The organism is Saccharospirillum alexandrii (assembly GCF_004000275.1).
Taxonomy (GTDB): domain Bacteria; phylum Pseudomonadota; class Gammaproteobacteria; order Pseudomonadales; family Natronospirillaceae; genus Saccharospirillum; species Saccharospirillum alexandrii.
Map to the genome: position 1 here is coordinate 49,014 of NZ_RCIP01000002.1, position 24,892 is coordinate 73,905.

General features: G+C 57.2%; 22 protein-coding genes. 6 read left to right on the top strand and 16 right to left on the bottom strand.

Annotated features, from left to right (window positions below; translation table 11 throughout):
- The first annotated feature begins 77 nt into the window (after positions 1-77).
- Positions 78-2,927 carry an excinuclease ABC subunit UvrA gene (gene uvrA, locus EP166_RS08080; protein WP_127556330.1) on the top strand — a complete coding sequence of 950 codons (2,850 nt, stop codon included), beginning with the start codon at positions 78-80 and terminating at the stop codon, positions 2,925-2,927.
- A 12-nt stretch (positions 2,928-2,939) separates the two neighbouring features.
- Here the strand turns inward: uvrA and mazG are convergent, their stop codons facing one another.
- The 3 genes from mazG to cysM form a co-directional block, all read right to left on the bottom strand.
- On the bottom strand, positions 2,940-3,761 hold the full coding sequence (gene mazG, locus EP166_RS08085) for a nucleoside triphosphate pyrophosphohydrolase (protein WP_127556331.1): 822 nt from the start codon (positions 3,759-3,761) through the stop codon (positions 2,940-2,942).
- Positions 3,762-3,883: 122 nt separating this feature from the next.
- A complete protein-coding gene (gene relA / locus EP166_RS08090; RefSeq protein WP_127556332.1) occupies positions 3,884-6,130 on the bottom strand; it encodes a GTP diphosphokinase in 2,247 nt (748 codons plus the stop codon).
- Positions 6,131-6,291: 161 nt separating this feature from the next.
- A complete protein-coding gene (cysM, locus tag EP166_RS08095; protein ID WP_127556333.1) occupies positions 6,292-7,191 on the bottom strand; it encodes a cysteine synthase CysM in 900 nt (299 codons plus the stop codon).
- Between the two features lie 210 nt (positions 7,192-7,401).
- On the opposite strand from cysM, the gene EP166_RS08100 reads away from it, so the two are divergent.
- Positions 7,402-10,263, top strand: a complete 2,862-nt coding sequence (locus tag EP166_RS08100) for a response regulator (RefSeq protein ID WP_127556334.1) — start codon at positions 7,402-7,404, stop codon at positions 10,261-10,263.
- 5 nt (positions 10,264-10,268) lie between these two features.
- Here EP166_RS08100 and acpS read toward each other — a convergent pair whose 3' ends face one another.
- From acpS to EP166_RS08145, 9 genes are all read right to left on the bottom strand, one after another.
- Entirely contained in the window at positions 10,269-10,637 is a 369-nt protein-coding gene (gene acpS, locus EP166_RS08105) for a holo-ACP synthase (RefSeq protein ID WP_127556335.1), read from the bottom strand.
- Between the two features lie 33 nt (positions 10,638-10,670).
- Positions 10,671-11,336, bottom strand: a complete 666-nt coding sequence (recO, locus tag EP166_RS08110; RefSeq protein WP_127556336.1) for a DNA repair protein RecO — start codon at positions 11,334-11,336, stop codon at positions 10,671-10,673.
- Positions 11,333-12,244 carry a GTPase Era gene (era, locus tag EP166_RS08115; RefSeq protein WP_127556337.1) on the bottom strand — a complete coding sequence of 304 codons (912 nt, stop codon included), beginning with the start codon at positions 12,242-12,244 and terminating at the stop codon, positions 11,333-11,335. The genes recO and era overlap by 4 nt, the downstream gene beginning before the upstream one ends.
- Positions 12,241-12,915 (bottom strand): ribonuclease III, encoded by a 675-nt coding sequence (gene rnc / locus EP166_RS08120; RefSeq protein ID WP_127556338.1) that lies wholly within the window; start codon positions 12,913-12,915, stop codon positions 12,241-12,243. The genes era and rnc overlap by 4 nt, the downstream gene beginning before the upstream one ends.
- 12 nt (positions 12,916-12,927) lie before the next feature.
- Entirely contained in the window at positions 12,928-13,293 is a 366-nt protein-coding gene (locus EP166_RS08125) for a DUF4845 domain-containing protein (RefSeq protein ID WP_164743866.1), read from the bottom strand.
- A 116-nt stretch (positions 13,294-13,409) separates the two neighbouring features.
- The gene (lepB, locus tag EP166_RS08130) at positions 13,410-14,513 is read right to left on the bottom strand and encodes a signal peptidase I (RefSeq protein ID WP_342775605.1); all 1,104 of its coding nucleotides are present in this window, start codon (positions 14,511-14,513) and stop codon (positions 13,410-13,412) included.
- Between the two features lie 219 nt (positions 14,514-14,732).
- Entirely contained in the window at positions 14,733-16,535 is a 1,803-nt protein-coding gene (gene lepA, locus EP166_RS08135) for a translation elongation factor 4 (protein ID WP_127556340.1), read from the bottom strand.
- Positions 16,536-16,637: 102 nt separating this feature from the next.
- Positions 16,638-18,023, bottom strand: a complete 1,386-nt coding sequence (locus EP166_RS08140; RefSeq protein ID WP_127556341.1) for a Do family serine endopeptidase — start codon at positions 18,021-18,023, stop codon at positions 16,638-16,640.
- 124 nt (positions 18,024-18,147) lie between these two features.
- Positions 18,148-18,681: a SoxR reducing system RseC family protein gene (locus tag EP166_RS08145; protein ID WP_127556342.1), complete on the bottom strand. Its 534-nt coding sequence runs from the start codon at positions 18,679-18,681 to the stop codon at positions 18,148-18,150.
- A 136-nt stretch (positions 18,682-18,817) separates the two neighbouring features.
- On the opposite strand from EP166_RS08145, the gene nadB reads away from it, so the two are divergent.
- Positions 18,818-20,425 (top strand): L-aspartate oxidase, encoded by a 1,608-nt coding sequence (gene nadB, locus EP166_RS08150; RefSeq protein WP_127556343.1) that lies wholly within the window; start codon positions 18,818-18,820, stop codon positions 20,423-20,425.
- A 211-nt stretch (positions 20,426-20,636) separates the two neighbouring features.
- On the opposite strand, the gene EP166_RS08155 is transcribed toward nadB, so the two are convergent.
- Together EP166_RS08155 and EP166_RS08160 are read right to left on the bottom strand one after the other, a co-directional pair.
- Positions 20,637-21,077: a hypothetical protein gene (locus EP166_RS08155; RefSeq protein ID WP_127556344.1), complete on the bottom strand. Its 441-nt coding sequence runs from the start codon at positions 21,075-21,077 to the stop codon at positions 20,637-20,639.
- Positions 21,061-21,321 carry an FAD assembly factor SdhE gene (locus tag EP166_RS08160; RefSeq protein WP_127557849.1) on the bottom strand — a complete coding sequence of 87 codons (261 nt, stop codon included), beginning with the start codon at positions 21,319-21,321 and terminating at the stop codon, positions 21,061-21,063. The genes EP166_RS08155 and EP166_RS08160 overlap by 17 nt, the downstream gene beginning before the upstream one ends.
- A gap of 245 nt (positions 21,322-21,566) precedes the next feature.
- On the opposite strand from EP166_RS08160, the gene ygfZ reads away from it, so the two are divergent.
- Both ygfZ and EP166_RS08170 read left to right on the top strand, forming a co-directional pair.
- Positions 21,567-22,508 carry a CAF17-like 4Fe-4S cluster assembly/insertion protein YgfZ gene (ygfZ, locus tag EP166_RS08165; protein WP_127556345.1) on the top strand — a complete coding sequence of 314 codons (942 nt, stop codon included), beginning with the start codon at positions 21,567-21,569 and terminating at the stop codon, positions 22,506-22,508.
- A gap of 100 nt (positions 22,509-22,608) precedes the next feature.
- Positions 22,609-23,445 (top strand): HDOD domain-containing protein, encoded by an 837-nt coding sequence (locus EP166_RS08170; RefSeq protein WP_127556346.1) that lies wholly within the window; start codon positions 22,609-22,611, stop codon positions 23,443-23,445.
- Here EP166_RS08170 and EP166_RS08175 read toward each other — a convergent pair.
- Positions 23,442-23,702 (bottom strand): YkgJ family cysteine cluster protein, encoded by a 261-nt coding sequence (locus tag EP166_RS08175; protein WP_127556347.1) that lies wholly within the window; start codon positions 23,700-23,702, stop codon positions 23,442-23,444. The two genes, EP166_RS08170 and EP166_RS08175, sit on opposite strands and share 4 nt — an antisense overlap.
- Before the next feature lie 67 nt (positions 23,703-23,769).
- On the opposite strand from EP166_RS08175, the gene EP166_RS08180 reads away from it, so the two are divergent.
- The gene (locus EP166_RS08180; RefSeq protein ID WP_127556348.1) at positions 23,770-24,543 is read left to right on the top strand and encodes an alpha/beta fold hydrolase; all 774 of its coding nucleotides are present in this window, start codon (positions 23,770-23,772) and stop codon (positions 24,541-24,543) included.
- Here the strand turns inward: EP166_RS08180 and EP166_RS08185 are convergent.
- On the bottom strand, positions 24,540-24,890 hold the full coding sequence (locus EP166_RS08185; RefSeq protein WP_127556349.1) for a hypothetical protein: 351 nt from the start codon (positions 24,888-24,890) through the stop codon (positions 24,540-24,542). The two genes, EP166_RS08180 and EP166_RS08185, sit on opposite strands and share 4 nt — an antisense overlap.
- Positions 24,891-24,892: the final 2 nt, after the last annotated feature.

The window sequence follows — 24,892 nt, forward strand, 5'->3', positions numbered from 1 at the left end:
GTAAACTGGATCGCTTGCGTATCTGCTCAGGCTTGCAGCCGCAACCATCATTGCATCAGCCGGAAAAAGAGGAAGGCATGGACAAGATTTCCGTCCAGGGGGCTCGCACCCATAACCTGAAAAACATCGATGTGGACATCCCACGCGATAAACTCGTCGTTATTACCGGCCTATCCGGGTCGGGCAAATCGTCCCTGGCTTTCGATACTCTTTATGCCGAAGGCCAGCGCCGCTACGTCGAATCATTGTCGACTTACGCCCGCCAGTTCCTGTCAATGATGGAAAAGCCCGATGTCGATCACATCGAAGGGCTGTCTCCGGCCATTTCCATTGAGCAGAAGACCACCAGCCACAACCCGCGCTCGACCGTGGGCACCACCACCGAAATTTACGACTACCTGCGCTTGCTGTATGCGCGGGTCGGCGAACCGCGCTGTCCCGAGCACGATGAACCCCTCGAAGCCCAGACCATCAGCCAGATGGTCGACCAGGTACTTGCGTTACCCGAAGGCAGCAAGCTGATGATGCTGGCTCCGATCATCGATGATCGCAAGGGCGAGCACCTGCATGTCTTCAACGAGCTGCGGTCTCAGGGGTTTGTGCGGGTGCGGGTCGATGGCACCGTCATGGATCTCGATGAAGTGCCAGAGCTTGATAAAAAGCGCAAACACAGTATCGAAGCCGTGGTTGACCGCTTTAAAGTGCGAGACGACCTGAAACTGCGCCTGGCCGAGTCCTTCGAGACCTGCCTGACGCTCTCTGGCGGCATCGTGAAAATGGTCTACATGGATGGCGACGGGCCGGACATGCTGTTTTCCAACCGCTTTGCCTGCCCGGTCTGCGGCTACTCGATCACCGAACTTGAACCGCGCATGTTCTCGTTCAACAACCCGGCCGGTGCCTGTGAGCAGTGCGATGGTCTGGGCATGAAACAATATTTCGACGGTGGCAAGGTGGTGCGCGATGCCGCCCTGTCGCTGGCCGAAGGAGCGATTCCGGGTTGGGACCGGCGCTCGGTTTACTATTTCAGTCAGTTGCAGTCACTGGGCGAGCATTACGGCGTCGACATCGACCAGCCATTCAAAGACCTGCCCAAACGCTTTCAGCGCTATGTACTGGACGGCACCGGCAAAACCGAAATCGAATTTTCCTACGTCAACAGTCGTGGCGCCACCTACTCTCGCAGCCACGCCTTCGAAGGCGTGATGCCCAATATGGAGCGCCGCTACCGGGAAACCGACAGTCAGATGGTGCGTGAGGAACTGTCCAAATTCCTCACCGAGCAAGACTGCCCAGGCTGCCATGGCAGCCGTCTGAAACAAAGTGCGCGCCATGTATTCGTCAAGGGCATTAACCTGCCCGAAGTGACCCATATGGCCATTGGTGACTCCCTCACCTACTTCAAAGAACTGACACTGACCGGATCACGCGCCCAGATCGCTGACAAGATTTTGCGCGAGATTGTTCAGCGCATGACCTTTCTGGTCAATGTCGGGCTCGATTACCTAACCCTCGACCGCAGCGCCGATACACTCTCGGGTGGTGAAACCCAACGCATTCGACTGGCCAGCCAGATCGGCGCCGGCCTGGTTGGCGTGATGTACATTCTGGATGAACCCTCCATCGGTCTGCACCAGCGCGACAACGATCGGCTGCTGGAAACCCTGACCAACCTGCGCGACATGGGCAACACGGTGCTGGTGGTCGAGCACGATGAAGACGCCATTCGCGCCGCCGATTTTGTACTCGACATCGGCCCCGGCGCCGGCATTCACGGCGGGCATATCGTCGCCTCGGGCACCCCCGCCGACATCATGGCCACCCCGGACTCCCTGACCGGCCAGTACCTCAGTGGCAAACAGCGCATAGAAGTACCGACAAAGCTGACTCCAATGGATCCGAAGAAGCTATTGACCATCAGCGGCGCGCGCGGCAATAACCTCAACGACGTGACGCTGAACCTGCCCGTCGGGCTCTTTACCTGCGTCACCGGGGTTTCCGGTTCCGGCAAATCAACACTGATCAACCAGACCTTGCACCCGCTGGCCGCTACCGTATTGAACAAAGCCACGACTCTGACACCGGCCGCGCACGACAGCATCAGCGGACTGGACCATTTCGACAAGGCGGTCGATATCGACCAGAGCCCTATTGGCCGTACTCCGCGCTCAAACCCCGCGACGTACACCGGCATTTTTACCGCCATCCGCGAGTTGTTTGCCGGGACCCAGGAAGCGCGTTCGCGCGGTTATCAGCCGGGCCGGTTCAGCTTTAACGTCAAGGGTGGTCGCTGCGAGGCTTGCCAGGGCGATGGCCTGATCAAGGTGGAAATGCACTTCCTGGCCGACATCTACGTGCCCTGCGATGTCTGCACCGGCAAGCGTTATAACCGGGAAACGCTTGATGTCCGCTATAAAGGCAAGAACATTCACGAAGTGCTGGAAATGACCATTGAAGAGGGCCGGGCTTTCTTCGACGCCATTCCAGCCCTGTCACGCAAGTTACAAACATTGATTGATGTCGGCCTGACCTACGTCAAACTGGGGCAAAGCGCGACTACCCTCTCGGGCGGTGAAGCCCAGCGGGTTAAGCTGGCGCGGGAACTGTCGAAACGCGACACCGGTAATACGCTGTACATTCTCGATGAACCGACCACCGGCCTGCACTTTCACGACATCAAGCAACTGCTGGCGGTGCTGCACCGGCTGCGTGACCACGGCAACACCGTGGTGGTGATCGAACACAACCTGGATGTGATCAAAACGGCTGACTGGATCATCGATTTGGGGCCGGAAGGCGGTAGCCGTGGCGGATACATCATCGCCGAAGGCACGCCAAAAGACGTCGCCAACAACAAGGCATCAGCGACCGGTAAATACCTGAAGCCGCTGCTGAAAGCCGGGGCGAAAGCCCTGGAAAACGCCTAAAAAAGTACCCCGTTAGCGGGGTTCTTGTTGCTTGGCCTTATTCCAGAACGCATCCAGGCTGTCGAGACTGTGCGCAGACCAGTCGCCACCGCCAGCCTGTACCTGCTGCTCGACCTGACTGAACCGGGCTTCAAATTTTCGAGCGGCTTTGCGCAACGCCTGTTCAGGGTCAACATTCAGATGTCGGGACAGATTAGCGATCACGAATAGCAAATCGCCAAGCTCTTCTTCTGTATGGCCAGCATCACCCGAAGCAGCAGCGTCACGCAACTCAGCCAGTTCTTCATCAACTTTATCGAACACGCCACTAACATCAGGCCAGTCGAACCCGACCCGGGCAGCCCGCTTCTGCAGCTTGCGGGCGCGCAGCAAGCCAAGCAATGAACGGGGCACATCGTCCAGCAGTGATACAGCACGGCCACTGCTTTGTTTCTCAACGTCTTTTAACTGATCCCACTGACCATTGACTGTACCGGCATCGGTTTGTTGGTTGGGGTCAATCTGGCTTTCAAGCGTGCCGGCAGGAAAGACATGGGGATGGCGACTGATCAGTTTGGCAACCAGATCGTGAATCACGTCATCGAGATCAAAGCGCTGTTCTTCGGAAGCGATCTGGGCATAAAAAACAACCTGAAACACCAAGTCTCCCAGCTCCTCGCGCAGGTGCTGATAATCGCCTCGCTCGATAGTGTCAATTACCTCATACACCTCTTCCAGGGTATGAGGCACAATCGACTCGAAGGTCTGTTCCAAGTCCCACGGACACCCCGTACCCGGCGTGCGCAATCGCTGCATCAGCGTTTTGAGATCGTGATAATCGTATCGTTGAGTCAAATTAGCCTGCCTGTTCCTTTCTAAAGTTTCGGAATTGGCCTATGAGACAAGCCGCGGGTACCGGATGCGGGCCAAACGCACTCAAGGCCTCCAAACTCCGAATTATAAATTCCCGCCGGCCACTAGTGCTTAACGCGCGGCATTACCCGCCGAACGTCGGCCACGTTGGCGATTTTAGACAACTGGGCCATCACCTTGCCCAGGGAATCGATGTCTTCGATCTCCACCGTCAGCCGCATGTCGGCCTGACTTTCGTCTTTATTCGACAGAGTGTTAACCGACGTCACGTTAATATTGCTGTTGGCCATGATCATCATGATGTCGCGCAGCAGGCCGGTGCGGTCGTAAGCCAGAATGTTCAGTTCGACTGGGTAGGTGCGACGAGTCTCGCCGCCCCAGCTCACTTCAATAATGCGCTCGGGTTCCCGGTCTTTCATTTGCAGCAGATTCACGCAATCCTGCCGGTGGATCGAGACGCCCCGCCCCAGGGTGATGAAACCCACCACCGGGTCGCCGGGTACCGGCTTACAGCAGTTCGCAATTTGCGTCATCATGTTGCCGACGCCGTGGATGACCAGGTCGCCACTGGGTTTCAGCTCACTGGCTGTCGACAGCTGGATCTCATCCGGACGCTGCGGGTTGACCATGGCTTCGGCCGAATGAACCACCTGCATCAGGCGCAAATCACCGGCACCCAGCGCCGCGTACATATCATCGGCCATCTGGAAGTTGACCCTTCTGGCCAACTCGTCCATATCCAGCTTGGGCAGGTTGAAGCGCTGCAGTTCGCGCATCAGCATCGCCTTGCCTTCGCGCAGGTTTTCAGTGCGGTCAAGCGACTTGAACCAGTGCCGGATCTTGGCCCGGGCACGCGAGCTGTGCACGTAGCCGAGGTCTGGATTCAGCCAGTCGCGGCTCGGCGCCGGGTCGCGGCCCGTCAATACCGACACCTGGTCGCCAATCTTGAGTCGATGCGTCAGCGGCACAATGCGACCATTCACCTTGGCCCCCCGACAACGGTTGCCGACGTCGGTGTGAATCTTGTAGGCGAAATCGATGGGTGTGGCGCCCTTCACCAGATCGATTACATGGCCCTCGGGGGTCAGTACATAGATGCGGTCGGTGGCGACATCGGCGCCCCACTCCTCCACCATCTCCTGGATGTCGCCGAGCTCGTCGTGCCATTCCAGCACCTGGCGCAACCAGTTGACCTTCTCTTCGTAACCGCGCGAATGGGCCTTGCCCTTGGCATCGGTGCCCTTGTAAACCCAGTGCGCACAGATGCCCAGTTCGGCATCGTCGTGCATCTCGTGGGTACGAATCTGAACTTCCACCACCTTGCCTTCCGGCCCAATGACGGCAGTGTGCAGAGAGCGATAGCCGTTGGACTTGGGCGAGGCGATGTAATCGTCAAATTCGCGGGGGATGTGGCGCCACAGCGAGTGCACAATGCCCAGTACGGTGTAGCAATCGCGCACATCCGGCACCAGCACGCGAAAGGCCCGAATATCGTACACCTGGCTGAAGCTGATGTTCTTGCGCTTCATTTTGCGCCAGATCGAATAGATATGTTTGGCCCGGCCCTGAATTTCGGCCTTGATGGCAGCCTTTCCGACCTCTTCCTGAAGAATGTTCTGAACATTCTCGATGTAACGCTGCCGGTCCAGACGCTTCTCATCGAGCAGCTTGGCGATTTTCTTGTAGTCCAGGGGTTCGATGTACCGGAAAGACAGGTCTTCGAGCTCCCATTTCAGGTGACCAACCCCCAAGCGATGCGCCAGTGGTGCATAAATATCGAAGACTTCACGCGCCACCTTGTAGCGACGCTGGGCGGGCGCGTTCTTCACTGCCCGGATGGCACAGGTCCGCTCGGCGAGCTTGATCAGGGCAACGCGAACGTCGTCAATCATCGCGACCAGCATTTTGCGCACCGCTTCGCCCTGAGTTTCATGCTGCCCAAGCACGGCACGGCGCGTCGACTTATGCTTGGTGTGGATGGCCGCCATGCGCAAGACGCCTTCGATCAACATGGCTACCTGCGGACCAAATTGGTCACGCACGGTATCCAACGGCAGCTCCTCTTCACGCACCGTGCGATACAGGATGGCGGCGATGATGGCATCCTGATCCAAATTCAGTTCTGACAGGATCTCGGCCATTTCCAGGCCCGTACGATAGGCCGACTCACCTTCTCCCCAATGGTTCTTGGGAGTTTCGGCTTCTTCTTCGGCCACTCTGGCGATGCGACAGGCCCGCAGCAGTTCTTCCCGGTCAAGCAAGGGATTTTGCTGTTCGACACGGACCAGCCAGGACTCCAGGTCCACCGTTCCGTCACTGAACACGGGTTGATCTTCGCGTACCTTAACCATCAGCTACTCATGTGTTGTTCAAATCGTCACATAGCCAGGCTATGCACAGACGTCCTGTCGCGGAGGGCCTCCCCGAAACCGGGCGCACCTTAGCCATTGAACCCTCCCGGCGCAAGGACCTTTTGCCACGGACCCTTCGCCTTAGCCAGTTTCGGGCCAGTTCAATCTTTGCCAGAGAAAACGCCGGTCGAAAGGTACCGGTCACCCCGGTCACAGATAATGGCTACGATGACCGCATTCTCAAGCTGCGCACTGAGGCGCAGGGCACCAGCCACTGAGCCACCGGACGACACACCGGCAAAAATACCTTCTTCGGCCGCCAGGCGACGCATCGCCACTTCTGCTTCGTGTTGATTTATATCCAACACCTGATCTACCCGACTGGCCTCATAGATTTTGGGCAGGTAAGCCTCTGGCCAGCGACGAATACCGGGAATCTGGGAGCCTTCATCGGGTTGCAGCCCGACGATCTGAACAGCCGGGCTCTGCTCCTTGAGATAACGAGAAACGCCCATAATGGTGCCAGTTGTGCCCATGGATGAGACAAAATGGGTCACCTGGCCCTGCGTATCGCGCCAGATCTCCGGCCCGGTGCTTTCATAGTGGGCACGAGGGTTATCCGGATTGGCAAATTGATCGAGCACCCGACCCTTGCCTTCGGCCTGCATTTGCAGCGCCAAATCGCGCGCGTATTCCATGCCTTGCTCCTGGGTTACGCTGATGATTTCGGCCCCATAGGCACGCATGCTGGCACGACGCTCCTCACTGAGGTTTGCCGGCATGATCAGAATCATCTTGTAGCCCTTGATCGCGGCCGCCATGGCCAGGGCAATGCCGGTGTTTCCGCTGGTGGCTTCAATCAGCGTATCACCGGGCTTGATGTCACCCCGCTCTTCGGCATGCTGGATCATGCTGATCGCCGGCCGATCCTTGACCGAGCCAGCCGGGTTATTGCCTTCCAGTTTGAGCAGGATGGTGTTGGTTGTCTCGCCCGCCATGCGCTGCAGACGAACCAGTGGCGTGTTGCCGACAAAATCTTCAATCGTCGGATATGAGGGCATTACCTGCCTCCTAGCAAAAAAGTGCGGCTATGATACTGCGTTCAGGCGCCGGTGCGTAATAGCGCCTGCTTTTAACCAGCAACGTCAGCGCTATATAGCGGCTATTAAGACACCGTAAATTGCGCGTCAGACGCGCTCTGACAGGGGGTTTCAATTGACCGCCTGCAATGGGCCGATTACAGTTCCTTTACTACAAAGACAGGCAGTCACATGATTTCCACGGGTATTCAAAACCGTATCCTCTTTATCGCTCTGGCGCCGGTACTGGTCTTTGGCATAGCCTTTACCGCCTGGTTTACGAAAAACGATATGGACCAGCAAACCAACGCCTTCCATAACCGGACTGAAACAGCGGTCAACCGGCTGTCAGACGCGTTGTCGCTGCCACTGCAGGAAGGCCGCACCGAACTGGTTCATGCCCTGCTGCGCCGAGCCCTGAACGAGCGCGATGCCCGCGCCGTGCGCCTGTTTGACCCCTTCGGCAGCGAGTGGCTGGAATCCGGCCCGACCATGCGCGGCCCGGCTTACCCCTATTCCATTCAGGACACCAATCGCCTGACCCGTTACCGCACTCAGTCGACATTGCGCTACCTGATTCCCGTGTACCCGCCAGCCGACCTGCAATTGCGCATGAGCACCTCAGCCCCGACCGGCTGGCTGGAAATAGAGTTCGACTACGCCAACACCCAGGTTGCTCACTATCGGACCTTGCTGATCAACCTGATGATCCTGACTCTGGGCCTGGTCGCAGTGTCCGGCCTCGCCGTTTGGCTCAGCCGCGAAATCAGCCGCCCGGTACGCAACATGATTGCCACTGTAGACGCGATTCGCGAGGGCAACCTGGATGCCCGGGTCGATCTGAAAGCCAATGGCGAGCTGCATGATCTGGAAGTGGGCATTAACTCCATGGCGGAAACCCTGCGTGATGCCTACGAGGAAATGCAAAACAGTGTCGAACAAGCCACCGAAGATTTGCGCGAGACCCTGGAAACCATTGAAATCCAGAACATTGAGCTGGACATGGCCCGGCGCGAAGCGCAACAGGCCAACCAGGTAAAAACCGAGTTTCTGGCCAACATGAGCCACGAAATTCGCACACCGCTCAATGGCATCATTGGCTTTGCCCGCCTGCTGGCCAAGTCCAACCTGACGCGCAAACAAGAAGACTACATCTCGACCATTCTGTCGTCCTCTCAGGGGTTGCTGACCATCATCAATGACGTACTCGATTTCTGTAAGATCGAAGCGGGCAAGCTGATGCTCGACAACCGCAGTATGAACCTGCGCGAGACGATCGAGGATGTACTGGTGATGCTGGCGCCGGCATCCCAGGCCAAGCAGCTCGAAGTGGTCAGCCTGTATTACTCCGATGTGCCCGAACAGCTGATCACCGACCCGCTGCGGCTCAAACAGGTGCTGACCAACCTGGTTAACAACGCCATCAAATTCACGCCCAAAGGCAGCATTGTGGTGCGTACCATGATCGAGCAGGCGCAGGGCAATAAACTGATGGTCCGGATCAGTGTGACCGACACCGGTATTGGCTTGTCCAAAGCCGAGCAGAAAGCCCTGTTTCATGCCTTCACCCAGGCCGACTCGTCAACCGCCCGTGAGTTTGGCGGTACTGGCCTCGGCCTGGTCATTTCCAAGCGGCTGGTAGAACAAATGGGCGGTGATATCGGCCTCGAAAGCCAGAAAGATGAAGGCTCTACCTTCTGGTTCAACATCAAGGCAGAAGTGGCTCCGGCCATTCAACAGCCGCCCAAACTGACCGATCTCAGCGGCTTCACGCTGGCCGTTGTTGAACCGCGTGAAATGTCGCAACTGGCACTGCGCCACCAGGCGGAGCAATGGGGCATGGAATGCCTGGTCATGAACCAGCTCGACGAATTGCACCAGCACCTAAAACAACCGGATACGGTCCGTCCTGACATGGCACTGGTGGATGTCAGTGGCTTTGGCAACGACGATTCCCTCTACCGGCAAATCCTGCACATTGAACGGGAACTGCACTGTCCGACGCTGGTACTGGCTACTACGCGCGATGAAGACATCAGCTACAAGCTGCTGGAGCAGGGCGCCAAGCATTACCTGTCGACACCGGTGCGCTACAGTCAGCTTTACCAGACGCTGGTGACCATGTTACGTCCGGAAAAAGCCGGGCAAGTCGACGAGAACTCCTCCCTGGCTCTGGGTCTGGTACGCTCCACAGTCCGGGTATTGGCAGTGGATGACAACCCCGCCAACCTGAAACTGATCATTACGCTGCTGGAGAGCATCGGGGTTCAGGTCGACGGTGCACGCAATGGCGAAGACGCCGTGAAAGCCGTCCAGAGTGCCCAGTATGACCTGATCTTCATGGACATTCAGATGCCGGGCATGGACGGTAAACAGGCCACGCGCCGAATCCGCCAGATGGAACCCGCCCAGGCTCGCGTACCGATCATCGCGCTGACAGCGCACGCCCTGGCCGAAGAGCGGCAAAGCATGCTCGACAGCGGCATGGACGACTACCTGACCAAGCCGGTTGATGAAGACCAGCTGCACCGAACCTTATTCAAATGGACGGGCACTGCGCTGAGCTATGAAGATACGCCATCCGTCGCGTCACCGGCCGACACCGAAGCGCCTGCATCGCTCGATATGGAAGCGCTGCATGGTTTGCCCGTGGTCGACTTTGTCTCAGGCCTGGAAAAAGCCAGTGGCAAGCTGGGCCTGGCACGCGATATGTTCGCCATGCTTATGGACAGCCTGGAGAAAGATCAGAGACGCATGAACGCCCTCTATCAGCAAGGCGACTACAAAGCCCTGCTGGAAGATGTTCACCGTCTGCACGGCGCCACTCACTATTGCGGTGTACCCCGCATTCAGATGACCGCCATGTACACCGAGTCACTGCTTAAACAAGGGCACTACGCCATTCTGGAAGACGCGCTGTTTTTGCTGAACGAAGAAATCAATGAATTGCAGCACTGGTCAAGCGATCACGACTGGGAAAAGGTACTGGATCAGGCGGTGAAGGTATACGCCTATCAAATGCAGCAGAAATCGGGCAAACGCCAGCCCAGCTGACCCCCTCAGGCAATCACGGCAAAAGCCACCACGTAATCGTGTTCATCGGCCAGGCTGATATGAACCCGCACTGCGCCTAGTGCCTGTTGCTTTGCCAGTGCCACCCCGTGTAACTGAGCCCTCGGTGCGCCCAGCTCGTCTGGCAGTATCTCTATGCCCTGAAACGTAACGCCCTGGGCTATGCCGGTACCCAATGCTTTGGCAATGGCCTCTTTTCCGGCAAAGCGATTGGCCAGAAACTTCACCGGTGCACCCCGTCGCTGGTACTCTTCCTGTTCGGAGCTGGTCAGTATGCGTCGCAGAAAACGCTCGCCCTGCTGGGCAAGCACCTGTTCAATACGCTGAATATTGACGATGTCGGTCCCGATGTTCACACACTGAGTCTCTTTAGTGGCAGGTTGCAACCCTCAGCATACCCAGTTTTTACTGTGCCAGGAACGGCCTTCGAGCACATGTTGAATGCGGCTGGCATTTATTTCACGTGCCACCGACAAGGCAGAACCGGGTTGCCAGTTATTGTCGGCAATGGCCTGAATCAGACGTCCCGGCAAGGCATCATTCCGGATGCCGTGGCAAAACCCCCGAGCCGGATCAAAGCGATAGTAACTGCCCGGCTCAATCCAGTCACCGGTGTCCATAGTCTGACGATAATCCAGCCCAAATCCTATCGCTTCAAGCAAGCGTCGCTCGAAATAGCGCAGCGCAGGCGCTTGTTGCGCGGGTTCAGCCAGCAGCAGGAGCGTACTGGCATAGACACCGAAAAACGCCTCGTCGGCCTGAAATCGGGGCACCAGTCGTACACAGAGCTCATTGATGTACAACCCCTGGACCAGAGCGGCGCCCTGATGCACGGGTGCTGCCCCCTGATATCGCCAATCGCTCAGTTGCTTCAACTCAGCAGTGCCGTGGGTTCGAACCAGACAGGGGCAAAATAGAGCAGGACGCGAGCCTCGGCCGACCACCGTGAAACGCCCCTGGTTTGGGGTAAGCAGCTCCAGTAACCAGTGAGATTCGCGAAACGGACGGGCATGCAGCACGTAGGCGGGCTGATCTGGCGCACGCCGACCGGTCATGGTTCGTTAAAGTAGCCCAGGCTTTTCAAAGCGCGTTCGTCATCGGCCCAGCCACCCTTCACTTTAACCCAGAGGTTCAACATGACCTTGGCGTCGAACAGTTGCTCCATGTCCATTCGGGCATCCTGACCGACCTTCTTGATGCGACTGCCTTTGTCACCAATAACAATCTTCTTCTGCCCCTGGCGTTCCACCAGAATCAGGCCGTGAATGTGCAGCACCCGATCTTCAAACTTGAACTGTTCGATTTCAACCGCCATTGAATAAGGCAATTCGGCACCGAGCTGACGCATCAGTTTTTCCCGAATCATCTCGGCCGCCATAAAACGCTCGGTCCGGTCGGTGATCTGGTCTTCAGGAAAATAAAACAAACTCTTGGGCAAACGCTTCGCGATCTGCTCAACCAGGGCTTCGAGGTTATTACCCCTCAGCGCCGACAAAGGAACGACCTCGGCAAAATCGAACTGCTCAGCCAGTCGCTGCATGTGAGGCAACAGGCTCTGTTTGTCTTCAAGGTGATCCACCTTGTTGATCGCCAGAATAACCGGTGCCTTGTTGGCCTTGAGCTTATCGAGTACCCACTGATCTTCGTCCGTCCAGACGGTGCGGTCGACGACCAATACGATCACATCGACATCAGCCAGAGCAGAATCGGCGGCCCGGTTCATATAGCGATTGATGGCCTTTTCTTCGCCGCGGTGCATCCCCGGTGTATCGACGAAGATCATCTGCACATCGCCTTCACTGTGAATCCCCATGACCCGGTGACGCGTGGTTTGAGGCTTGCGCGAGGTAATGGACACTTTCTGGCCCAGAACATGGTTCATCAGCGTGGACTTACCCACGTTCGGCCGACCCACAATGGCTACAAAGCCACAACGGGTATTTAATTCGTAGGGTTCGTTCACTTGGCATGCTCTCCGAGCGCTTTGAGGGCCGCGCGTGCGGCTTCCTGCTCCGCAATACGACGACTGTTTCCGGCACCGACGGTCGGCTGTTCCAGACCCTCGACTTCACAATCAACGGTAAAGGTCTGATCGTGTGCCTCGCCGCTCACTTCCCGCACGCTGTACTGCGGCAAGGGGGCTTTTCGGGATTGCAAAAACTCCTGCAAGCGGGTCTTGGAATCCTTGATGTTGTCGCTCAGGTTCAGCTCCTGCAACCGTTGCTCGAACCACTGAACGATGACGCTCTGTGCCGCATCCAGTGATTGATCCAGACTGATGGCACCGATGATGGCTTCAATCGCGTCGGCAAGAATACTATCGCGCCGGAAGCCACCGCTTTTCAACTCGCCGCTGCCCAACCGCAAACACTCACCGAGTTCGAATTCTCGGCCCAGTTCAGCCAGCGTTTCTCCTTTTACCAGGTGCGCCCTTAATCGGGAAAGCTGGCCTTCGCGCGCCTTGGGGAAGCGATCATACAACTGCTGGGCAATGGTGCAGTTGAGAATGGCATCCCCCAGAAACTCGAGTCGCTCGTTATTCTTTCGAGAGAAACTGCGATGCGTCAGCGCCTGTTGCAACAGCGCCACGTCTTTAAACTGATAACCCAGCCGCTGGCTGAGTCGTTCAATCATTAATGACACCGGTTAGAGTCCGTATTCTTCATAAAACGTCAGCACGACATCAATGTTGGCGAAGATGTGCACCCTTTTTTCATAGTCGAGGGTGACTTTGGGCTCATTGGAGCGCAAATCGAACGTCAGATCTTTGCGCAGATCGAGCTCAATATTATTAATGCTCAGGTTTTTCGACATCCGGTCTCTGAACTCGGATTCAAGCGCCTGGTCACCGTTTAACTCCTGGGCGGTACGACTGATCATCTGGTCGATGGTGAACTGATCATAGTAAGGGCCGGATAGTTTGATGATCAGAGTGCCGAAAAAAATGACCATAAACAGCAAGATGGCCATTGAAAGAATCGTCATGCCCTGCTCGCGTTTCGGAGTCCGCATTGTCATTCATCCTGTTATGGGGCAATGCCGTGTGCATTGCCGGTCTTATGGGGCAGGTTGGAACACCGGTTCACGGCTTGCCACTGCTTCGGGGTAAACTCGCGCAGTCTGGTGACTTAGTCAATAGCGCCGACGCGTGAGAAGGCCGGATACCAGCCCTTCCAGGTCATCCAGACGGCCACGGCTTCACCGAGTATCGCGTTTTCGTCCACAAACCCCCAGGCATTATTGCCCTGGTTATTATAGTCGCTTTGCTCCAGACGACGCTGCCCTTCCCAGTACCGGGAATCGTGACTGGCGTCACGGTTATCACCCATCACAAAGTAATGCCCTTCCGGCACCACTACGCCTTCGGCGGGCACCCACTCGTGCGGATGCCGGCTTGGACCCGCCTGATTCTGATAGATAAAGTGCTCTACATCGCCCAATTGTTCGCTGTACAGCGTATAGCGGCCTTCGTTGTCAGCGGTACGCTGTTCAAAGGCAAAATCAATGGCTTCGCCATTGATGCTGAGCTGACGGCGACCGTAATCGTATTGAATCAGGTCTCCCGGCAAGCCAACGACACGTTTGATGAAGTTCTTGCTGGGTTCATGCGGAGGCCGAAAGACAATGACATCACCACGCTCGGGCTGGCTTACCGGAATGACCACGTCATTGGTCACGGGCATGCGCAGGCCGTAAGTGAAGCGGTTCACAATGATGAAGTCACCAATTTCCAGTGTCGGCTTCATCGATCCCGAGGGAATTTGAAACGGTTCGAACAAAAAGCTGCGCAGCACGAACACAATGAGCAACACGGGGAAGAAGGAACGGCTGTTTTCTATCAGCCCCGGCTCTACATTCAAGTCCTCACGAACGGTTTTGAAATCCGCCATGGACTGTTCAGCTGCAGCCAGAACCTTGCGACGGTAAGCCCGCAACAGCAGGATATCGGCCAGATACACCAGTCCGGTAACCAGCGTGGCTACTGCCAGCAACAACGCAAAATCGAAGCTCTGCTGAATGGTCTGCCAGATCAACGCCAACAGCAGAGCCAGCAGTGCGTAACCCAGCCCCCGCTCCAGTAAGTTGGGGGCAAACAGTGCCTCCAGCTGCTCCCGGCTCCAGTCACTCTGGTCAACCGCGACAGCCAGGCATCGCCGCTGCCGGATAAAGATCGCCGCTGCCAGCACCACCGTCATGACCAGGCTGGCCCAAAAAAGCACAATCACGTTCATTCCATACTGTCCTTATGCAAAACACTGGCACGAAGGGCCAGGCGGGCCTTGCAGTCCCATGCGCAAAGTTCTGTCACTCTTCCCTGTACCAGCGAGCCCGGAGTTTCGGTGTAAAACCCTGAAATAGCGGTGCTATTCCGGCGGCACTCCGCCTTACTCTAACTTGCTGGCGTCGTTCTTTAGTGACAGTACTGCACGAATGGGACCACTGGGGGCCGGTCAACTATCCACTTTCAAAATCGCCAGGAAGGCATCCTGCGGGATCGATACCGAGCCGACCTGTTTCATTCGCTTTTTGCCTTCTTTCTGGCGTTGCAACAATTTCTTCTTGCGGCTGACGTCGCCGCCGTAACATTTTGCGGTAACGTTTTTGCGCAGGGCTTTCACCGTGGTACGCGCAACGACCTGGTTGCCAATGGCTGCCTGTACCGCCACATCAAACATCTGACGGGGAATAAGCTCTTTCATCTTTTCACACAGCGAACGACCGCGGCGTTGCACGTGATCGCGGTGCATGATGACCGCCAGGGCGTCCACCCGGTCGCCGTTGACCAGCACGTCGAGACGCGTCAGTTCCGAGGCTTCAAAGCGGTCGAAGGCGAAATCGAGCGAGGCAAAACCACGACTGACCGATTTGAGCCGATCAAAGAAATCCATCACGATTTCAGCCATCGGCAAATCGTATTCCAGCGATACCTGCCCGCCCAGGAACTGCATGTCACGCTGCACACCCCGTTTTTCAACACAAAGGGTAATCACGTTGCCGACATGCTCCTGAGGCACCAGAATCGACGCCCTGACAATGGGCTCCCGGAATTCCTCAATGTTGTTAACGGCGGGCAGTTTCGATGGGTTATCGACAAAAATAACCTCGCCGTCTGTTTTCAGTATTTCGTACACCACCGTCGGCGCCGTGATGATCAGGTCCAGATCGTATTCGCGCTCCAACCGTTCCTGGATGATTTCCATGTGCAACATGCCGAGGAAACCACAGCGAAAACCAAAGCCCAGTGCATCAGAGCTTTCCGGCTCATAGAACAGACTGGCGTCGTTCAGGCTGAGTTTTTCAAGGGCGGTGCGAAAGTCTTCGTAATCGTCGGCAGAGACCGGAAACAGGCCGGCATAGACCTGCGGCTTGCTCTTCTTGAAGCCGGGTACGGCGGCGACGTTGGGGGTACTCGACAGAGTTATGGTATCGCCAACTGGTGCGCCGCGAATCTCCTTGATGGAGGCGCAGATAAACCCGACTTCACCTGCTCTAAGCCGGTTCTTTTCAGCCATCTTCGGCGTAAAGATACCCAGCTTGTCGACCACATGTACGCGACCGGTGCTCTTGATAATGATCTTGTCGCCCTTGTTCAGGGTGCCGTGGCGAACGCGAACCAGAGAAACCACCCCCAGGTAGTTATCAAACCAGGAATCGATAATCAACGCCTGCAAGTCGCCCTCGAGCTCGCCCACCGGCGGTGGTATGCGTTCGATCAGTTGCTCGAGCACGTCTTCGATGCCCAGGCCACTCTTTGCCGAGGCATGCACTGCATCGTGTGCGTCGATGCCGATGATCTCTTCAATTTCCTGGGCGACACGGTCGGGCTCTGCCTGGGGCAGGTCCATCTTGTTCAACACCGGTACCACCTCAAGGCCCTGCTCAATGGCGGTATAGCAGTTGGCGACAGACTGGGCTTCAACTCCCTGGGCAGCGTCGACGACCAACAGAGCCCCTTCACAGGCAAACAGCGAGCGCGAGACTTCATAGGCGAAGTCGACGTGCCCCGGCGTATCGATGAAATTCAACTGGTAGACTTTGCCATCGCGAGCCTTATAGTCGAGGGTCACGCTCTGTGCCTTGATGGTAATGCCCCGCTCACGCTCCAGATCCATGGAATCCAGCACCTGCTCGGCCATCTCACGCTCGGTCAGGCCGCCACACACCTGAATAAAACGGTCTGCCAATGTGGATTTGCCATGGTCAATATGGGCGATGATGGAGAAGTTACGGATGTGGGAGAGATCACTGCTCACAGAAGCAAATACTCAGCTTAAAAATGGGGTCGCGAGTTTAAACCATTTGACCTGTGAACACCATGACAGCCCCGGCCGAAAGCGACCGGCCGGGGCTTTGATTCACTCGGTGGGAATCGCCAGGTAGACGATGTTGGTGCCGCGCAGAATGCGGACCGCTACTGCCCCATTCTGCGGCAATTCACGCACAATACGGTCGAAGTCTTCTTTATCGCGAACAAAGGACCCCCCCATCATGGTGATGACATCACCGGACTGCAGCCCCGCTTCCTGAGCAGGCCCGGCCAGCACTTCTTCCACCAAGACACCATCACGGTCGCCCGCATCCACCACCAGGATGTTCAGCGAATTGTCTGAACTCGGCTCCGGAGGCGCTGCCTGGGCCGCTACGCGGGTCTCATCGAGTATTCCGATGGTGACATCAAGGGTTTCACGCTCTCCATTACGCAGCACAACAACCTCAACCGAGCTTTCGGGCATAACCTGACCCACCAGGGGTGGCAGATCGGAATAGCGACGCACCGGTTTACCGTCGAACTCGAGAATGATGTCATCGGCTCGAATACCGCCCTGCTCGGCCGGGCTGCCTTCAAATACCCGGGCAATCAACGCCCCTTCGGCACGATCCAGACCCATTGACCGGGCCAGCTCAAGGTTCTCGTTAAAGGGAGGGTACATTTCGACGCCCAGCCAGCCGCGCTGAACCTCACCATTGTCTCTCAACTGGTCGGCAATGTTCATGGCGATATCAATCGGGATGGCAAAGGAAACGCCCATGAATCCCCCTGAGCGGGTATAGATCTGGGAATTGATACCAACCACTTCGCCATCCAGGTTAAACAAGGGACCGCCGGAGTTACCCGGGTTGATGGCAACATCGGTCTGAATAAAAGGCACGTAGCGGTCCGACCCACCGAGTGCGCGCCCCTTGGCACTGACGATACCGGCAGTAACCGAATATTCGAAGTTGAACGGCGATCCGATGGCCAGCACCCATTCGCCTACTTTAAGGTCCTCGCTGCTACCGATGGTCACCGCGTGCAGGTCTTCCGCGTCAACTTTCAGCAGCGCCACATCACTTTGCGGGTCGGTGCCAATCACCTCAGCCGCGTAAGAGGTGCCATTGGTCAGCATCACCCGAACGTCGTCGGCCCCGTCAATGACGTGGTTGTTGGTCAGAATGTAACCATCTTCAGAGAGAATAAACCCCGAGCCGAGCCCCTCCCTTGGCGTTGGGCTGGGCCGCTGGAAATCGAAATTCGGTGGCAACTGATCGCCAAAGAAATAGCGGAAAAACTCCGGCACCTGCTGGTTGCTGTCCGGTCGGGCCGACCGTTCAGCCGGTGCGGTTGAGGTGGTGATTTTTACCACTGACGGTGAATGCTCTTCCACCAGTTCAGTAAAATCGGGTAAGCCTTCAGCGATGGCCTGGCTGGCCAAAAACAAAACGCCCACGACTGCGGTAACAATGGATGTCCGTTGAAACATGAATGAGTACTCCACTCAGCTTTGAGTTGAACTGGGATGTTAGGCCTAAGTGTGTCTTATCAAAGCGCCCGGGGTGTTCGTTTTACATGCCATTTACGCCTGGTGAGTCAGTGCGCTGAAGCCTCTAGCTGGCTTCCCGGGCGAATACGTCACCCGCCGGCTCTTCAATCGACAAAATGCGAGGCTGTGCGGTCTCGCCCGGATGGGCAAAGCGCCAGCGGGTGATGACCACCGCGACGGCACCTGCAAGTAAGGCCGTCACCAGCTGTACCGGTTCAGCCAGAGACAGTCGAGTAGTCACCCACAGCGCCAGGAAAGCGGGCAATAGTGGCCACAGATACATCCAGACAGCAGCCTGCGAGAGGGCATCTTCCGGTATGCCCAGGCGAACGACATCGCCCGGGCGCAACGCCCGAGTCGCCAGGGTGTTGGCGCTGTCGATAAAGAAATGATTCTTGGCATCCTGGCGGTCGGTGCCGCCCCACTCGCTCAGCACCGCCTGGCCACACCCCTGCCGGGCCTTGCAACTCTGACAGGCGCTGGTTTGCACAACGGAAACAACGCTCCCATCAGCATTTACGTCAATAACCTGTCCACGCTCTTCGACCACCGGGTATCCGTCGCTGCCTGATTCGAGACAGACAGTATAACGATTCAACGGCGCTCAACAAAAGACCGCAACGCCCTGGGTTACCCGGGAGTGAGTAATCAACCGGAGTTTGGTTATACTGCGCTCCATGCGCCTGACCTGCTTCGCTTCAGGCCACCCCATACTGTCTACGGAGAACGCTTCAATGCCTTCACGATTGTCCGCTGATGTTCTGGTTATCGGCACGGGTGCGGCCGGACTTACACTGGCTCTGAGCCTGCCACGCGACCTGAACATTTATCTGGTGTGCAAGGGTGAACTGGGCTGGGGCTCGACAGCCTGGGCACAGGGGGGGGTTGCGGCCGTACTGGATAAAGTCGATTCAGTCGACGATCACGTCGCGGATACGCTGAAGGCAGGCGCCGGATTGTGCGAGCCCAAAGCGGTGCGCCATACGGTTGAGCGGTCGGCCAGTGCCATTCAGTGGCTGATCGACCAGGGGGTTCCTTTCACCCACGAAGACGGCTCAGAAGTCGACTACCACCTGACCCGGGAGGGAGGCCACCGGCACCGGCGCATCATTCATGCCGCCGATGCCACTGGCCGGGCTATTTCCGAAACTCTGGTCCGTAACGTTCAACAACGCGCCAACATCCACGTACTTGAACAGCACATTGCGGTCGATCTGATCACCCACAACAAGATCAACGGCACTTCCGATGCGCCTGACCGCTGCCTCGGCGCCTATGTTCTGGACCGGCGAAACGACCGTGTGGTAACCATTGGCGCCCGGTCTACGGTCATCGCCAGCGGCGGAGCCAGCAAGGTGTACCTCTTTACCAGCAACCCGGATGGTGCCACTGGCGATGGCATCGCCATGGCGTGGCGGGCTGGTTGCCGCGTGGTCAACATGGAATTCAACCAGTTCCACCCGACCTGCCTGTACCACCCCAAAGCCAAGTCGTTTCTGATTTCCGAAGCGGTGCGTGGTGAAGGCGGGCTGTTAAAGCTGCCCAATGGCGAACGGTTTATGCATCGTTTCGACGAGCGCGGCGAATTGGCCCCGCGGGACATCGTCGCCCGCGCCATCGACCACGAAATGAAGCGACTCGGCGCCGACCATCTGTATCTGGACATCAGTCACAAGCCTGCCGCCTTCATTCGCAGCCACTTCCCCACCATTTACGAGCGCTGCCTGAGCTATGGCTACGACATGACCCAGGAACCCATTCCCGTCGTGCCGGCAGCACACTATACCTGTGGTGGTATTCGCACCGACCTGCATGCCCGAACCGATCTCGCCGGACTGTACGCGGCCGGCGAGTGCGCCTATACCGGCCTGCACGGCGCTAATAGGCTGGCATCCAATTCCCTGCTCGAGTGTATTGTCTTTGCGCAAATGGCCGCCGCCGACATTCTGGACAATGACCCGCCTCCCAATGACCCGGACGACCTGCCGCTCTGGGATGAATCCAGAGTGTCCGACTCCGATGAAAAAGTCGTCATCAGTCACAACTGGGATGAGATTCGCCGTTTCATGTGGGACTACGTGGGCATTGTTCGCAGCGATAAACGCCTGGAACGCGCCCTGCGTCGGGTGCGCTTGCTCAAGCAGGAAATTCAGGACTATTACGCCAATTTCCGGGTCAGTTCCGACTTGCTGGAGTTGCGCAATCTGGTGGTCGTGGCCGAACTGATCATAGAATCGGCTCTGTCTCGCAAGGAAAGCCGCGGCCTGCACTACACCCGCAGCTACCCTGAGCCCCAGGAGCAAACGGAGATTACGGTACTGTCTCCGGAACGAAAACGCTGAACTCTGAATTCAGGAACAATGCCTGAGTCAAGTTTCGGAGTTCGTGGTGGCCCTAGTGCCAATGGTTCGCGCCAGCTACCTGGGGTACTCCTGTAGGGTCGGCGTGAACCCGTCCATGGAGCCTAGGCAGCAGCATCCATTCTGCGGTCTCCCCTACAGGAGTACCCCAGGCAGCCACCGCTAGTCCATGGAGCGAACGTCGAAACCTGATTTACATTCTTTCTGGCTCCCGACGTACAGCGCTGGCCTGAATTCGAAACCAGGCATTGAGACTGCGCCAGCTGGGGTCGGTTACGCTGTCGCGCCAGATCATCAGGTCGCGTCGGTTTCCGGTATCGGCGCATTCCAGCTCAAAACGAACATAGAGCGCATTGCGTCGGCCGAGCCCGCGCCATAAGTAGCGTTCGGCCCCGGAGGGCGTCAACTGATCGTACAGCCAAAGCTCCGCCCCCACCCAACGCAGATAGACCGGCGGCGGTTCCGAGCGAACTGCCACCACCAGGCAAAGGCCCAATACCAGGGCAAGCGCACCCAAAGACCAAAGCGGCAACGCACTGAAACCCAGCAATAGCAGACACAAGACCAGGGGCGCCGACATCATCAACCAGCGCAGACGGGAGGGTTGTAACCGGCACTCAATCGGGTTGGACACGATCCAGTATCTTGCGGACCATGTAGGCCATCTCAGGGTCTTCGGGAGTGGATTTTTCCAGAAACCAGTTCCACAAATCCTGATCTTCGTTATCGATCAGGCGGCGATAAATGCGCTGATCGTCTTCACCCAGGGTCGGGTACACCGACTCGGTGTAGGGCACCAACAATACATCCAGCTCGAGCATGCCACGCCGACTGTGCCACCAGAGGCGGCGATGAATCAAAGCCTGTTCTTCTGTCATTTCCACAATTAAACGCCCACACTCAAACCCATAATGAGACGCCGGATACCTGCTAGTCCCGACACTCCATTTGGAGTGACGCGAGACACCCTTGATGAATCCGGCTGGTGAAGGCAAAGTGTAACAGCAAAGCGAGCGCAAACCGAACCTCTCACCACGCCAGTTTGTCTGGCAGGCCAAGGTTCATTAACCTTCACTTTCCGGACCAGACACCCACTACCCAGCCGAATACGGACACCGACATCATGCCTCTGGCTACCCAACAGACCACAGAACCTTCGTCACCCGTCGACACCCCGATTTTTTACCCGCTTGACCATCTGGCGATACTCGATGTTACCGGCACCGACGCCCTGACATTTCTGCAAGGCCAGGGCACCCAGGACTACCTGAAACGTTTGCCACAGGCGCCACTACCCGGGGCATTCTGCACGCCAAAAGGCCGCGTGGTTGCGAACGTCTGGAACGTTCTGCTGTTAACTGAACCGGCCACCGTCAAGCTGGTGACCGAGCGCAGTGCTGCCGACACCCTAAAACGCCATCTGGGCAAATACATCCCCTTCTTTCGCGGTTCAAAACTGACGGACCAGAGCCAGGCACTGCATGGGCTGGGGTTGTCCGGCCCGGAAGCCGAGCTCTGGCTGTCCCGGGTACTGGGTGAAGGCAACAATGGCGTCTGGCGTAAGGGCGGCCACTTTGCCTTCAGCCTGCCCGACGGCCGTTTTCAGCTCTGGCTGTCAGCGCTGGCAGACGATTACGAACGGTTAATGGAGCAGATCGAATCTGCCCGGGTGCTCCCCGCTGCCGACTGGCAACGATTGGACATCTTCGCTGGCTATCCCTGGGTTAACGCCAGCCTGACCGGTGAGTTTGTGCCCCAGTCGATCGGGCTTGAACAACTCGACGGGATTTCATTCAACAAGGGTTGCTACACTGGTCAGGAAGTGATTTCCCGGCTTCACTACAAGGGAAAGAGTAAGCGCGGCCTGCAACGCCTGCGTTGGCAGGGCAATGCAACACCGGCCGGGCCAGAGGTCTACACCGCCACGGGCACCGCCGGTACCTGGATCAACTGGGTAGCAGACGGTGGACACTGCCTGGGACTTGCTATGCTTAAACAGTCTGACGAAGCCCCGGCACTCTACCTGGACAGTGAGCGGCAGATACCGTTGGAGCTGCTAGACTAGGTGATCAAGTGCCCGCAGGCCTGACTGCCTGACGCAGCAAGCCCGTGTTACACTGCCCTACCGATGAACGGCATCCCGGTATCAAGGAAACGTTGGCCCCATGAGCAAACTGTTAGAGACAGTCAAGCAAGACATCATCGACGCGCTGAACAACGACCAACTGGTTCTACCCAGTCTGCCAGAAGTAGCCCTGAAAGTTAGGGATACGGCGGAGGATCCGGATGCGACGATCAAGCAACTGACTGACATTATTTCCCGCGACAGCGCCCTGAGTGCTCGCATCATCCGGGTGGTTAACAGCCCCCTGCTGCGTGCCCCGCAGGAGGTCAGGGACTTGTCGATGGCCGTCAGCCGTCTGGGCATGAACTACACCTCAAATCTGGCGATTGGCCTGGCCATGGAGCAGATGTTTCAGGCGACCTCAGACATGATCGACAAGCGCATGCGCCAACTGTGGCGCCTGACCGGCCAGGTATCGGCTATGGCAACCATACTGGCGCGTCAAACCGCTGTCGTGGGCGCTGAAGAGGCATTGCTGGCCGCGCTGGTGCACAGGCTGGGCGCTCTGCCCATACTGACCTTCGCCGAAGAGCGCGATGACCTGATTCTCGATAACATCACCCTGGGTCAGATCATTGATCAACTGCACGGTCACCTGGGCAGTGTCATTCTGGAACGCTGGGACTTTTCGCCTCAGCTCAGCCGGGTGCCGCGCGACTATCGCAAATTCGACCGTTCACCGGCTGAGGCCGATCTGACCGACATCATCACCGTTGCCAATCTGATCGTACTGAAAGACAGCACCAGCGGCTGGTCCCGGATGGACTGGACCAAGGTCTCGGCCTTTGAACGACTGGCCTTGCCGAATGATCGCGAAGACCCACTCTATGCAGAACTGGAGCGCGAAGCGGCAACCGCACAGGCCGCGTTCCTCTAGAGAGCCGGCCTAGAGCTGACCTCCAGATCATCCAATATCTGCAGGGCTTCTTCCCGGCTTGCCCCGCAAAACGCTGCCTCGGCCTGAAAGGCCGAGCACACGGCAGGACGCTCGGGTCGTCCGAACAGCGCACAACGGGCGTCGTCCAATAAATGAACGCATCGGACACCGGCGGGTTTGCCCTCAGGCATCCCATGAAACGCCTGGTTGATCGACGGTGCGATGCAGCAGGCACCGCACCCGGAACGACATTGCATAACCCACCTCTGATACCATGAACGATTCAATATCCCCACAACCCAACGCAGGAGACTCCGAGGCATCATGGAACTGTACAGCGACACCCTGGGGGCAGGGCCCGATCTGGTCATACTCCATGGCTTGTTTGGCAGCGGCGACAACTGGCGCAGCATCGCCAAATCGTTATCGGAACACTACCGGGTTCATCTGCTCGATTTGCCCAACCATGGGCGTTCTCCCTGGGTAAAGCAACAGTCGTATCCGGTATTTGCGCGGGCAGTCACCGACTGGATGATTTCACAAGGCATCGAAGACACGGCTCTACTCGGTCATTCCATGGGAGGCAAGGTGGCCATGCAAATGGCACTGAACGACGCCGGCTCTCGCCCCAATAAACTGATCATTGTCGACATCGCTCCGCGCGCCTACCCGCCGCACCATCAAGACATTTTCCGCGCCCTGTCAACCACCGACCTGAACCAGTTCAAGAACCGCTCAGAGGTCGACGAAGCACTCACAGACGGTATTGAAACCACGGGCATTCGCCAGTTCATCCTAAAAAGCTTGTACCGCAACGACGAGGGCCAGCTGGCCTGGCGCTTCAACCTGGAAGCGTTGCAGCAACAATACGACAGCATTGCTCGCGAACCCGATTTCGAGCGTCCCTTTGAAGGACCAACGCTCTTTATCAAGGGCATGAACAGCCAGTACATACAGACCAGCGATCAATCGGCCATCACCGAACGATTCCCAAAAGCCACCGCGAAGATCATTGAAGGTGCTGGCCATTGGCCACACGCCGAAAAACCGGCCGCGTTTCTGAGAATTCTGGAACGGTTTCTGGAGGCGAACAATTAAAAAGACTTGGAGCCGCCCTGCTCCAGGCGGCTTAGATAATGGCGCAACCGAATCTGCCCCGCCTCCTTGAATCGCACCTTGCCCGCTCGGGGGCGCAAGCCTTGCTCGTCGTGCAATTGAGCACAGTCTTTGCGCAGCGCTTCCAGATCCGGATCATGGCGTATGGGCATATCCAGAAAGAACTGCCACTCATCCTCGCCCGCTTCACCTTCGAGCGCCCGGGTAATCAGTGCCTGAACGCTATCCTGTGTCGGGCGATACACCGGGGCCTTGCCCCAGATCATCGCCAGCGTAACGCCGACAATCACGACAAGCGTGACAACAAAGACGAGCAGAAATTCAGCCACCG

Excerpts from the sequence above, each read along its gene's own strand:
- uvrA (WP_127556330.1), top strand. The coding sequence starts at position 78 with ATGGACAAGATTTCCGTCCAGGGGGCTCGCACCCATAACCTGAAAAAC.
- relA (WP_127556332.1), bottom strand. The coding sequence starts at position 6,130 with ATGGTTAAGGTACGCGAAGATCAACCCGTGTTCAGTGACGGAACGGTG.
- cysM (WP_127556333.1), bottom strand. The coding sequence starts at position 7,191 with ATGCCCTCATATCCGACGATTGAAGATTTTGTCGGCAACACGCCACTG.
- EP166_RS08100 (WP_127556334.1), top strand. The coding sequence starts at position 7,402 with ATGATTTCCACGGGTATTCAAAACCGTATCCTCTTTATCGCTCTGGCG.
- recO (WP_127556336.1), bottom strand. The coding sequence starts at position 11,336 with ATGACCGGTCGGCGTGCGCCAGATCAGCCCGCCTACGTGCTGCATGCC.
- rnc (WP_127556338.1), bottom strand. The coding sequence starts at position 12,915 with ATGATTGAACGACTCAGCCAGCGGCTGGGTTATCAGTTTAAAGACGTG.
- EP166_RS08125 (WP_164743866.1), bottom strand. The coding sequence starts at position 13,293 with ATGCGGACTCCGAAACGCGAGCAGGGCATGACGATTCTTTCAATGGCC.
- lepB (WP_342775605.1), bottom strand. The coding sequence starts at position 14,513 with ATGAACGTGATTGTGCTTTTTTGGGCCAGCCTGGTCATGACGGTGGTG.
- EP166_RS08140 (WP_127556341.1), bottom strand. The coding sequence starts at position 18,023 with ATGTTTCAACGGACATCCATTGTTACCGCAGTCGTGGGCGTTTTGTTT.
- nadB (WP_127556343.1), top strand. The coding sequence starts at position 18,818 with ATGCCTTCACGATTGTCCGCTGATGTTCTGGTTATCGGCACGGGTGCG.
- EP166_RS08160 (WP_127557849.1), bottom strand. The coding sequence starts at position 21,321 with ATGACAGAAGAACAGGCTTTGATTCATCGCCGCCTCTGGTGGCACAGT.
- ygfZ (WP_127556345.1), top strand. The coding sequence starts at position 21,567 with ATGCCTCTGGCTACCCAACAGACCACAGAACCTTCGTCACCCGTCGAC.
- EP166_RS08170 (WP_127556346.1), top strand. The coding sequence starts at position 22,609 with ATGAGCAAACTGTTAGAGACAGTCAAGCAAGACATCATCGACGCGCTG.
- EP166_RS08175 (WP_127556347.1), bottom strand. The coding sequence starts at position 23,702 with ATGCAATGTCGTTCCGGGTGCGGTGCCTGCTGCATCGCACCGTCGATC.
- EP166_RS08180 (WP_127556348.1), top strand. The coding sequence starts at position 23,770 with ATGGAACTGTACAGCGACACCCTGGGGGCAGGGCCCGATCTGGTCATA.